Origin of the sequence: Bacillus sp. BML-BC051 (assembly GCF_019656175.1) — a bacterium.
Lineage (GTDB): Bacteria > Bacillota > Bacilli > Bacillales > Bacillaceae_G > Bacillus_A > Bacillus_A mobilis.
This window is the reverse complement of sequence record NZ_BPLI01000003.1, coordinates 1-12,935: the sequence shown is the minus strand read 5'-3', so window position 1 is coordinate 12,935 and position 12,935 is coordinate 1. Positions and strand designations below refer to the sequence as shown.

The following is a 12,935-nucleotide window of genomic DNA, read 5'->3' as shown; positions in this document are numbered from 1 at the left end:
AGGCAAAAGGGGACCTTATCTTTTTAAGACAGACTTCTGTCCTAAAAAAAGTAAGGCCCCCTTCTAACTAATAGACTATGGGCAAATCATATGTGATTAATTCCTAAACCAATCGCCTCATGCTCAGATCCTTTTACAGGTGCACCAATCGTTCCATATAATGCAACAGCAACCCATTCGCCTTCTTTTTTTCCGTCGTATGGTGTACCGCGCACAATCGCAAAGCGAAGTCCTACTGTACGAAGAACGTCTGCTAACTGAATTTGACCTCTCGTCACTCCGTACAAAGCTTCCATAATTGCATGATAAAGTGCATGTGTTTCTCTGTAAACGTCTGTTTCAATAACTTGGGTGCTCTTAGCCGCTGTTTCCATTGCTGCTACAACTTTTTGCGAATTCATCGAACCCACTTTCCCCGTACAATACTTCCAACCTTTAGGAATAGATAATACAGGGCTTTCATTCTCATCCGCAAGTGCCAACAACATGGCCATACGACCAATTCGATGTGTTCCTTGAAGAAGCATGTGACTCTCTCATTTCTTTTAATTATTTGAATATTTCTTAATTTAAGAATATATGAAAACGGTTAAATCGTCAATAGTTTAAACTCACATTCAAACAATTTTTTCATCTCCTCCATTTGTGTACACAAATGATTTACACAAATTTTCTATGCGTGCTATAGTCTCACTAACAGATGCAAAGGAGCGAGATTTCATTGACGAAGCGAAAAGATATTCATTTTCGAATTGAAGAAAAATTACTTGAAAGGTTTGAATCTGCACTTCATTACGAAGGTTTAAAGAAAACTGACGTATTAACGCACGCGATTCAGCAATTTTGTACGAAAGTGGAATACGAAAAGATGAATGATGTAAAACGCCAATACAACGTAAGCAACCATTTACAGACACGTATCGATACACATAAACATTATGAAGAAAAACATGTGAATTTAGATGAAGTCGTCATATATCATTTACAACTTCAAGGAGTCGAAAAAATATTAGAGGTTGGGTGCGCTAACGGGAATTTTCTTTCCCTTTTACAAACTAACGGGCATACAGGACTTTTAACAGGTTTGGATCAATCGAAAACGATGCTTTCTGAAGCTACAATAAAAAATAGCATAATTGAATGGAGACTAGGTGATGCTGGTAAACTTCCTTTCGAAGCTAATTGCTACGACTGGATCGTCGCAAGACATATGTTATACCACATGAAAGACGTCGAAAGAACAGTCCAAGGATTCCATAAAGTAATACGTCCTGGTGGCTCACTTTTAGCTACAACAAATTCTGACGTTACATTACCTCGTATAGTTGAAATGTGTAACCGCATGTTAGACGCATTTGATTTACCGAAAACAACATCATCAGTCACTCCATTTTGTTTAGAAAATGGTAAAGAGATATTACAGTCTGTTTTTCCAGCTGTCGAAGAAACTATTATTCACAATGCACTCGTTTTCCATCATGCTACTCCAATTATCAACTATATTTCTAGCATGTTTCCATCACTAAATATACCTGACAATACATGTCTTCACGCCGAAATGAAGGAATGGCTAAAAAAAGAAGTAGAAAATGAATTGGCAATTCATAACGGTATATGGCGCGATCCGAAAACGTTAGCCATTTATCGATGTCAAAAAGAAAAAAGCTAGCAAATGCTAGCTTTTACACATTCTCAGGCAAAAGCTCCTCCATCATCACATTCCCCTTACCACCATAAAAATTTATATTATGTTCGTTTGTTACTCCAAAATAAGAGGCAATCGCTATTCCGAATGGTACGAAAGCATGTCCTTGTGCTGTAATAATATTTGAGTGTTGCACAACTTCTTCATATACAAAATTCCCCAATGGAAAACAATCTAATTTTTGATAATCCATAGTCACCGTATACGAGATCGCTTTGAATAAGCCTGCTTTTGCTAGTGCATACGGTCCAGCACAAATCGCAGCTACTAATTTTTCTTGTTCATAAAATTGGCGAATGACTGTAAAGAGTACTTCTGCATCCTTCATATGTATTGCATCTCCGCCTGGAATAATAATCCCCTCATATTCTTCTACACGCACTTCACTTAATTCTATATGTGGTTGCACTTGCAAACCTGTTTCACTAATAATCAATTCTTTTGTTACACTTGCTGTAATGATTTCAAATTTATTTTTCAGCAATGCTGTAGCTACCGTTATTTCAAACTCCGCAAATGTTGGATATACGAATAAAAGTATTTTTTTCATAACCCTCTCTCCTTCAACCATCTCATAAAATATGCCTCTAATTCGTCCATTGTTAACCTATTCGTGTCTACATAAGTTACAGGAAATTGTTTATACCATTCCTTTTCAGTTTCTATTAATTTAAATTGCTCCTCAAATGTACTTCTATTTCTTGTCCTATCGCTATTTTTTCTATCATATACATTCTTTTTCGTGACATCTAAATAAAAAATCGCATCTGAACAACATTCTCTTAGTTTATATAATTCATCTTTCAATTCAGTTTCTATATCCCACTCTTTCCCTATAGTCATTGGATAAAAAAGTGTGGAAAATTCAATGTCTTCTGTTCCACGATCAAAAATAACGACTGAATTTTTCACATTTTGAAACTCCTTTATTTTTGCTTCCATAAACATTTTTTGGTTTATAATAAATCCTTCTTTTGAATTCATATCCAATTTTAATTGTTTTCGCTTTTCTACAATTGGATATGGATTTTCATATATAACTGAAAGTCCACATCGCTCTAACCTTTTAGCCAATGTTGTTTTTCCACTTACCATCGGTCCTTGGAGTGAAATTACATTTGCCATTCCTCTCATTCCCTTGCACTTTAGTACATCTACAATATACAGAATTTTCAATACCATCAACAATATATATATCATCTTGTTTCTTATTCTTATCTAACTTATAATAAAAAATAGAGATTGTGACGGACGCATCAATAATGTAAGCTTGGAAATCCAAGCTTACATTATTTTTTGCTTTCCCTTTTCTAATAAAAAGAGTATACTAGTTTAGAACGTATGTTCTTAACGATTACATACAGTAAGGAGATAGAACAATGGTATACGATACAAAAGCAATTTCTTGGAATGAGTCTTTAAAACAACTTCAACGCCGCTATACAAACAAACAAGTTGACCGAAAAGAATTTGAGGATATTGAACTGATGGAATTCTTCCGCGATAACGACTACATTTCTTTACCTACACATATAAGCGGCCTATCAACAGCACGTTTTACTTCTTACTCTATTTTCACAACTGAAGATAAAGATCGTAAAGTTGGCACATTAATCATTGAATATGTAGAAGATGATAATAATAATTTATGTGTGGAACAACTATACTTTGTTTAAATGATAACGCTTGGTCAAAATGACCAAGCGTTCTTGCTTTCTATGAATCTCACTGTTTATAATATGAATAATAGAAAACCGCAATCATTAAGGGGGGATACACTTGCTCGAAGGATGGTTCAGCTGGTTCATTGTGCTATGGACTGTTATTTTATTAGGACTTATGTCTATCGGTGGATATTTTATGTTCAGAAAATTTTTAAAACGATTACCAAAAGAAGATGGGATGTCCATTTTAGATTGGGAAGAGCACTATATTAATAAAACTAGGCATTTATGGGATGACGAACAAAAACAATTGTTAGAAGAGCTCGTAAGTCCTGTTCCAGAACTATTTCGCGATGTTGCTAAATCAAAAATTGCTGGCAAAATCGGAGAACTTGCATTACAAGAAAAAGCCTCTCAAATCACACAAGATTTAATTATTAAAGGATATATTATTGCTACACCGAAGCGTGATCATAAATTTTTAGTAAAAAAACTACAAGAAAAAAAGATTGATTATTCTCATTATCAATCTTTACTCACAAAATCCTCATCGTAAAAAAGATTGCTAGCCTATAGCAATCTTTTTTAACTTACAGTTACCGATTTTACAGCTGTTAATCTAGCTTCTGCCAAGTCGATTTGTAATCCAATCGCACTTGTATAAATCGTATCGCCTGTACCTGTAATGTTTACTTGTGTAGATGTCGTATTTGGTGCAATAGAACCTGTTGCATTTACATTTGTAATATCAAATTCAGCTCTCGCATTTGCATTAGTAGTTGTTCCAGAAAAATTTCGATCTGCAAAACTACCTATTGTATTTAAATTTCCATTAATGTCATTCACTTGCCCTCTAAAAAAATTCCCCGACGGATTATTCGGTCCCGTTAATGTTACAGAGTTCAATTGAAAGTTATCTCCTGTAAAATTCGGATCACCATTCACTGCCATTACAAAACTCCTTGCCGTCACCGTTCCTGTAGCTGGTGTAAAGAATCCTGAAAGAGTTTGTGGTGTCCCTGATAATAAAAACCCTGGAAATAAACTCACATTTCTCATCGGATATGAGGAATCACGATATACAACAATTAACGACCATCCCGCACCATAACCGACTGGCTGACGTGTAGGTAATCTTGTTACGCTATATCTTCCTGCTGCTCGATTTGGTAACCCTTGTAGTAAAGATGTAACGTCTGCTGCTCGATTATAAACATTAGCTATAAAGGGTAAATTCGTCCCTTCCGATGACCACGCTGAATTAATTGTCACTTGTGTACTCGTTCCATCAGGCGTAACTAAATTTGGAGGATTCGCATCAACAACAGCAGTTGTAACAGCAGTATCCAATCCCCCTGACCAAACAAGTAATGCAAAATCTACAACAGCTGTAACAGGAACAATAGTAGTTGCCGGATTTAATTCAGCCCATGAACCATCTAATGTCCAATCATTTGTTGTACCTCCAAATGTATTCGGATCCGTCGATGAAGGAACTCCTCCAAAAGTAGAATCTGTATTTAATGTTATAAGCGCATTGTAAGCAAAGTTTGTATTAGCAGTACCTCGCATTCCCATCGTATTGCCTGTGTGTATCATAAATAAGTTATCATTTTTACCGTAAGCTTGAACGAAAGCCAATAGAACTCACTCCTATTAGGATAAAAATTTTCATTAACTTTTCCTATTATTTCAACTTACAGTTACTGATTTTGTAGCAGTTAAACGTGCCTCCGCTAAATCTATTTGCAAACCAACAGCACCAGCGTAAATATAATCAAATGTATTTGGGATATTAACCGTAGTAGAAGTGGATGCAGCTGTTAATACGCCATTTGCAGGTACATTTGTCACATCAAATTCCGCACGACGGTTAGTCGCAGAAGTACCAATTGGCATATTTCTATCCCCAAAACTTCCAACTGTATCTAAATTTCCTAAATAATTATTTACCTGTGAAGCAAAAAAGTTGTTTATTAAATTATTAGGTCCTGAAAGTCCAGTACCATTTAAGTTAAATCTATCACCTGTCGCATCTGTATCACCATTAATTGCCATTGTAAATACACGAGCATTAACCGGCGATACAGCTGGAGTGATGAAATTTGAAATCGTCGCTGTCTCACCCAATGTAGAAATGAGTAAACCAGTATATAAACTAACATTCCTGACAGGATATGAATTATCACGATACACAACAACTAATGCCCATCCTACTCCTGTTCCTTGCAAAGGTGGATTTGCCGTTGGAACACGTTCTACAAAATAATCACCTACAGCACGATCAGGGAGCCCTTGAAGAACACTTGTCACATTAGCTGCACGTGTATAAATCGTACCTTGAAATGTCCCACTCGATCTTGTTTCTCCCCACGCAGGCGTACTTGTAATAGTATGAGTCACATCATCCGGGGTTCTGAATGTCGGAGTATTCGCATTTACTACCGCTTCTGTAACAGTTCCTCCCAATGTTCCTTGCCAAACTAACATTGCAAAATCTACAGTGGCTGTTGCTGGTACGTCTGTTAGTGAAGGATTTAACCTTACCCAAGAACCATTTAATGTCCAATCATTCGTCGTTCCTGCGAAAGTTAATGGATCTGTAGAAGACGGAACTCCTGCAAAAGTTGATCCAGTATTTCTTGTAATTAATGCGTTGTATTGATAAGCCGTCGCTGTTGTAATACCACGCATACCGACTGTATTTCCTGTATGCACCATAAATATAGAATCCGTTTTCGTATATGTTTGTACGAAAGCCAAAAATTTCACTTCCTTTCTATATAAAATAAATATTTTCTCGCTATTTCATTTAATGCGAGCAAAAAGAAAAAGTTCCATTTATATACGTACGAGCTCATTTAGGCAAAAAAAAGCCTTTGCCTATTCCTATTCATTTATATTTGAATAGGATGCAATGACGAGCTCATTTTTCATAAATATTTACAAATAGAACCATTGATCGGATTTAAATTCATTTAGAAAGGACGAATCTAATGGCAATAGCAACAATAGGAAGTCGTTTAACCTATACAATCGTTGTTCAAAATACCGGTACACTTCCTGCCCAAAATGTTACATTTACAGACCCCATACCAGCTGGCACCACTTTCGTTCCAAACAGTGTAACTGTTAACGGTGCTCCAACAACTGGCAATCCCTCAACTGGGATTCCTATCAATAACATTCCTGCTGGTGGCTCTGTTACAATTACTTTTCAAGTAGATGTAACAAGTATTCCTACCCCACCCGTTGCCAGTAACATAGCATCATTTGGATACACATTTCAACCAGCTCCTAATGCCCCCACTATTAATCGAACAGCAACAAGCAATATCGTTAATACAGATATTTTCACAGCTAATGTCGCATTAACAAAAGCAGTAGATAAAACAATCGCTACCATCGGTGATACGATTACGTATACCATTACTGCTACAAACGCAGCTCCATTAGCTGCCAATAATGTTATCGTTACAGATACACCTCCTGCTGGCACATCGTTTGTTCCAGGTAGCGTTACAGTTAATGGTACTTCTACTGCCGATAATCCTGCTACTGGTATAAATGTTGAAACGATTGCAGCAAACGGGAGTGCTACAATTACTTTTCAAGTTCGAGTTAATAGCCTTCCTACACCTAACCCTATTCCGAACAGTGCAACTTCAAGTTTTCAATACAATCCACCAAGTCAACCACCAATTAACAGAAACTCTACAAGTAATATAGTTGAAACACAAATTAATGCTACTATCATTAATCCGACTAAAAATACAAATCAACAAATTGTGAATATTGGTGACATCATTACTTACACCATTACTGTTCCAAATAATGGTAATATTTCAGCAACGAATGTTTCTATCACCGACCCTATCCCTACTGGTACTACTTTTATTCCAAACAGTGTTACAGTTAATGGAACCGCACAATCTGGTGTAACACCAACAAATATTCCGTTAGGTACGATTCCTGCTGGCCAAACTACAACCGTCACATTTCGAGTCCAAGTCACTTCTCTACCAACTAATGGCACGATTACTAACGAAGCCAATGTAACATATACGTCACAGCCGAACCCGACTGAACCCCCAACTACTACGACGACAACACCACCTCCAACTACTACTTCTGTACGAACTGCAATTGTAAACCCAACGAAAACTGCTAGTCCACAAATTGCTGATATTGGCGATATTATTACGTATACGATTACTTTACCGAACACAGGAAATATACCCGCAACTAATGTTATTGTGACTGATCCGATCCCGGCTGGAACTACTTTCGTTCCAAACAGTGTGACAATAAATGGGACCGTACAACCTGGTGTAAATCCATCTGGCGGCATACAAGTTGGGACCATTGCAGCTGGCTCCACATCAACGGTTACTTTCCAAGTTCAAGTAAACTCCCTCCCTGCAAACGGAGTCATTCGAAATGTGGGAAATGTAACATTTACCTATCAACCTGACCCAACAAAACCCACAATTACAACAACAAACCCTACTCCACCTACCACTGTACCCGTTAATACAGCAATTACGAATCCGATAAAAACGGCTGATAAAACCGCTGTTGATATTGGCGATATCATTACCTACACTGTCACATTTAACAACGATGGCACTATCCCTTCTACAAACGTAATTTTTACAGACACAATTCCTGCCGGTACAACATTTATTCCAAATAGTGTAGTTTTAAATAACGCTCCTGTTCCAAACTCGAACCCTGCAACCGGAATTCCAGTTGGTACAATTAACCCCGGTGAAACAAAAACACTATCATTCCAAGTTCTTGTTACACAAGTACCAGCTGGTGGTGTTATTACAAACGAGGCTTCAACAACTTATACGTATCAACCTGATCCGAACTTACCACCTGTTACAACAACGGAACCGACTACACCTACAACTGTCGCAGTTAATACAGCTACAGTTAATCCAACCAAATCTGCTAATCGTGCATTTGTCGATATCGGTGATACCATTACGTATACAATTAGCTTACAAAATAATGGAACTGTTCCCGCTACTAATGTAATCCTTACTGACCCTATACCAAATGGAACAACTTTCATTCCAAATAGTGTTACAGTCGGCGGAGTGTTACAACCAAATGCGAACCCTGAAAACGGTATATTAATTGGGACATTAAATCCAAATCAAGCGACTACAATTACTTTTCAAGTCCGCGTTATTAGTGCTCCTCCAAACGGAATTATTCAAAACCAAGGTACCGTATCCTCAACATATGTAGTAACTCCTTCAGAACCTCCTGTCACTAAAATCACACCAACTCCTATAACTGAAACACACGTAGATACCGTCATTGTTACACCGACAAAATCAGCTAATCGTCAATTTGTCGATATCGGAGATACAATTACCTACACTGTCACATTCCAAAACTTAGGAACCGTTCCTGCTACAAATGTGAACCTTACTGACCCTATACCGCCTGGAGCAACATTCATTACAAATAGCGTCACAATTAATGGTGTGCCTGCACCTGGTGAAAACCCAGAGCTCAGCATTTCACTTGGAACAGTCAATGTCGGAGAAACGATTACAGTTACCTATCAAGTTACAGTTACAAGCTTGCCTCTGGACGGAACAATTAGAAACCAAGCATCCTTCACTTATCAATATCAACCGAATCCAAGTGAGCCTCCCGTTACAACAACTACTACCACTCCAAGTGTGAACATCCCAATTAACAATCCAAATCCGACGACTACAAAGTCTGCTGATCGACAAATTGCTGATTTAGGAGATACGATTACTTTTACCGTAACATTCCAAAATAGAGGGACCGTTCCTGCTACAAATGTTATTGTGAAAGATACACTTCCATCTGGTGTTTCATTCGTTCCAGGCAGCGTTGTCGTAAATGGAGCATCACACCTTGGAGAAAATCCCGAAATTGGTATACCAGTCGGCACTGTGAATCCTGGTCAAAGTATTACAGTTACGTTCCAAGGTGTAGTAAATAGTATCCCGTCCGGGGGAGTTATTAGAAATCAAGCAAATATAACATTCACATATGAGCCAAACCCGAATGAACCTCCTGTTACGACAACAATTACAACTCCCGAAACAGAAACAGCAGTTAATACCGCAACACTGAATCCACAAAAAACGGCAGATCGCTCTTCTGTCGCATTGAATGACATCATTACCTATACGCTCTCATTTCAAAACACGGGCACTGTACCTGCTACGAATATAACAGTAATAGATTCTATCCCCGCTGGTACTGTATTTGTTCCAGATAGTGTTACCATTAATGGTATTCCTCAAGCAGGAACCAATCCATCATCAGGAATTTCACTTGGAACTTTAGCACCCTCCGAACGAGTGACCATTACTTTCCAAGTACGGGTAGTAAACATTCCTGCTAGCGGCGAAATACGCAATCAAGGGAGTGTAACATTTAATTATCAACCTGATCCAAACTTACCTCCAGTCACAAAAACAGAAACAACTCCTGAAACAACGACTCCTATCCAAACTGTAGTCATAAGTCCAACAAAAACGGCAAACCTTACGTTTGCAGAAATTGGCGATATTGTAACTTATACTGTCACATTTACAAACCAAGGAACTATACCTGCTACAGGTGTAACAATTACAGACTCTTTGCCACCTGGTACAACTTTTGTTACGAATAGTGTTACAGTAAATACTATCCCTCAACCTGGTGTAAGTCCGATTACAGGTATTTCCGTCGGTACAGTTAACCCTGGTGAAACCGTCACTGTTACATTCCAAATACAAATAAATGCTATTCCACCTAACGGAAAAATAGAAAATACAGCAAGCGTGACCTATATTTCGCAACCAACTCCTGGCGAACCGCCCATTACAACGACAGAAACAACTCCTACTGTCACTTTACCTGTTCGTACCGCTAACCCGAACCCGCAAAAAACAGTAGATCGTGAGTTTGCAAGTATTGGTGATACGCTCACTTATACTATTACCCTTCAAAATACTGGTAATATACCTGCAACTGATGTCATTATTACTGATTCTATCCCTACTGGAACTACATTTATTCCTGGAAGTGTTACGATTAATGGCATTCCACAACCTAATTTAACACCAACAACAGGAATCCCAGTTGGAACATTAAACCCTAGACAAATAGTGACTGTTACTTTAGAAGTACAAGTAACTGCTTTACCACCAAATGGCATCATCTCAAATACAGCAAATGTCACTTACACATCTCAACCAGACCCTACTCTTCCACCTATTACAACAACCACACCTACTCCAATCGCAGAAACAATTGTACAAAATGCAGAGTTAGAATCAACAAAAACCGTAGATTTACCAATCGCTAACATTGGAGATGCACTCACTTATACGATCACCCTTGAAAACAATGGAAATATTCCTATGACAAATGTATCTGTCATTGATCAACCACCAGTAGGCACACAATTCATTGTAGATTCTGTTACAGTAAATGGTGGTTCACAACCAGGTGTCGATCCAAGTATTGGGATACCTATCGGTACAATACAACCAAATCAAATCGTAACCATCACGTTCCAAGTAACGATTACAAATATACCTCCTAACGGGGTTGTTACAAATGTTGGTTCAGTCAACTTTACATCTCAGCCTAATCCAAATGAACCTCCTATTACAGAAACAGAAGAAACACCACCAGTTAATACTGAAATCATTAATAGTATTATTAATCCATCGAAAACAGCTGATCGAAACAACGTTGATATAGGTGATATTATTACGTACACCGTTACCTTCCAAAACTTACAAACTGTACAACTGACAGACATCGTTTTTACAGACCCCATCCCAACAGGAACTACTTTCATTCCAAATAGCGTTACAATTAACGGCACTCCAACTAGTAATATAGATTCAGCCCTTGGCATACCCCTTGGCACATTAAACCCTAGCGAATCGGTCGTTGTAACTTTCCAAGTTCGTGTTGTTTCCATACCACCTAACGGAATTATTGTAAATGAAGCTACTATCACCTACACATTCCAACCTAATCCTGGAGAACCACCAGTAACGGTAACTACTCCAACGCCGCCTACTACTACAAATGTCAACACTGCAACAACGAACCCTACAAAATCTGCTGATAAAGTATTTGCTTTATTAGGTGACACAATCACTTATACAATCTCCTTGCAAAATACAGGTACTGTCCCTGCAACAAATATACTTGTAACCGATCCTATTCCAGCCGGTACCACTTTCATACCGAATAGCGTTACGATAAATGGTGTTACACAACCAGGCATCATTCCTAGTTCCGGAATTCTTATCGGTACACTAGAACCTAACACTTCAGTCGTTGTAACTTTCCAAGTTCAAGTAACATCAATACCACCAACAGGCTTTATTGAAAATGAAGGGACCGTTTCATTCCAATATGAGCCAGATCCTACTAGACCACCTGTATCTATTACTACACCTACTCCTACTACAAAGACACAAGTAAGTGAAGTTACTACTAACCCGAACAAACAAGCAAACCCTCAAGTTATTAATCTCGGTGATACTGTCACTTATACAATTACGTTCCAAAATGTCGGGAATATAAATGCGACAGATGTTATTATTACAGACCCTACTCCAGCTGGTACTACTTTCATAGTGAATAGTGTGACGATAAATGGTATTTCTTCACCTGGAACAAATCCAAATAGTGGTGTAAATGTCGGAACCGTAACCCCGGGGCAAATTATTACATTAACTTATCAAGTTACTGTAACTGCGCTCCCGCCAGACGGTATTATTAAAAACACTGCAACTGTCACTTACACATTCCAGCCAAACCCTGGCGTACCACCTATTACCATTACAGATCCTACTCCAACTGTTGAAGTATCCGTTATTACGCCTACTCCTAACCCAAATAAACTAGCAGACAAACAAATTGTAGATATAAATGAAATCATAACGTATACCGTAACCTTCCAAAATCGCGGATCAGTCCCTGCAACTTCCGTTATCATTACTGATCCATTAGCAAATGGGCTAACATTTGTTCCAGGTAGCGTTGTAATAAATGGCGTTCCAGACCTTGGAGCAAATCCTGTAGCGGGTATACCTGTAGGTACAGTCAATCCGAACGATACAATTACTGTTCAATTCCAAGCGAGAGTAACAAGCGTACCACCTGGTGGTATCATTCGAAATCAAGCAACTGTTACTTTCACATATGAACCAGTTCCTGGTGAACCTCCTATTACCATTACAGACCCTACGCCAATTAACACAACGAATGTAAATACAGCTATATTAAATCCACAAAAAACAGCTACGCCGGAAACAGTTACACTAGGTGATATCATTAATTGTCGATAGGTAAGTCTTTGAGGTTATCTCCAACTTTTCCCCCGATCCGCACGGTACGTGCCACTTTCACGGCATACCGCGGTCCACCTATATTGTAGTTTTCTTTTCATCTAATAATGATAAGCTCTAAGCAAACAACGCTAGTTGTTCATGTTCCATATCCACTTCATTTTGTGATTACATACAGATTTCCTCATTTTTGACTAATTTCCG

Annotated in this window: 8 protein-coding genes and 1 pseudogene; 4 read left to right on the top strand and 5 right to left on the bottom strand. The window is 38.2% G+C overall.

Going from position 1 to position 12,935, the window contains the following annotated elements; genetic code table 11:
• Nucleotides 1–86: 86 nt before the first annotated feature.
• On the bottom strand, nt 87–527 hold the full coding sequence (hutP, locus tag K5S59_RS00860) for a histidine utilization transcription antiterminator HutP (protein ID WP_000926521.1): 441 nt from the start codon (nt 525–527) through the stop codon (nt 87–89).
• Between the two features lie 194 nt (nt 528–721).
• Between hutP and K5S59_RS00855 the strand changes: the two genes are divergently transcribed.
• Nucleotides 722–1,669: a class I SAM-dependent methyltransferase gene (locus K5S59_RS00855; protein ID WP_120450751.1), complete on the top strand. Its 948-nt coding sequence runs from the start codon at nt 722–724 to the stop codon at nt 1,667–1,669.
• A 13-nt stretch (nt 1,670–1,682) separates the two neighbouring features.
• Here the strand turns inward: K5S59_RS00855 and K5S59_RS00850 are convergent, their stop codons facing one another.
• Both K5S59_RS00850 and K5S59_RS00845 read right to left on the bottom strand, forming a co-directional pair.
• Nucleotides 1,683–2,255 carry a DJ-1/PfpI family protein gene (locus K5S59_RS00850; RefSeq protein ID WP_000722202.1) on the bottom strand — a complete coding sequence of 191 codons (573 nt, stop codon included), beginning with the start codon at nt 2,253–2,255 and terminating at the stop codon, nt 1,683–1,685.
• On the bottom strand, nt 2,252–2,839 hold the full coding sequence (locus tag K5S59_RS00845) for an AAA family ATPase (protein ID WP_236078353.1): 588 nt from the start codon (nt 2,837–2,839) through the stop codon (nt 2,252–2,254). The genes K5S59_RS00850 and K5S59_RS00845 overlap by 4 nt, the downstream gene beginning before the upstream one ends.
• A gap of 245 nt (nt 2,840–3,084) precedes the next feature.
• On the opposite strand from K5S59_RS00845, the gene K5S59_RS00840 reads away from it, so the two are divergent.
• Nucleotides 3,085–3,381: a hypothetical protein gene (locus tag K5S59_RS00840; RefSeq protein WP_000262403.1), complete on the top strand. Its 297-nt coding sequence runs from the start codon at nt 3,085–3,087 to the stop codon at nt 3,379–3,381.
• Nucleotides 3,382–3,484: 103 nt separating this feature from the next.
• On the top strand, nt 3,485–3,925 hold the full coding sequence (locus tag K5S59_RS00835) for a DUF2621 domain-containing protein (RefSeq protein WP_000889383.1): 441 nt from the start codon (nt 3,485–3,487) through the stop codon (nt 3,923–3,925).
• Nucleotides 3,926–3,954: 29 nt separating this feature from the next.
• Here the strand turns inward: K5S59_RS00835 and K5S59_RS00830 are convergent, their stop codons facing one another.
• Nucleotides 3,955–5,010 carry a hypothetical protein gene (locus K5S59_RS00830; RefSeq protein WP_000896222.1) on the bottom strand — a complete coding sequence of 352 codons (1,056 nt, stop codon included), beginning with the start codon at nt 5,008–5,010 and terminating at the stop codon, nt 3,955–3,957.
• Between the two features lie 51 nt (nt 5,011–5,061).
• The gene (locus K5S59_RS00825) at nt 5,062–6,132 is read right to left on the bottom strand and encodes a hypothetical protein (RefSeq protein ID WP_212981919.1); all 1,071 of its coding nucleotides are present in this window, start codon (nt 6,130–6,132) and stop codon (nt 5,062–5,064) included.
• Nucleotides 6,133–6,365: 233 nt separating this feature from the next.
• Here K5S59_RS00825 and K5S59_RS00820 point away from each other — a divergent pair.
• Nucleotides 6,366–12,719, top strand: a pseudogene (locus K5S59_RS00820) (DUF7619 domain-containing protein); the annotation flags it as partial.
• Between the last annotated feature and the right edge of the window lie 216 nt (nt 12,720–12,935).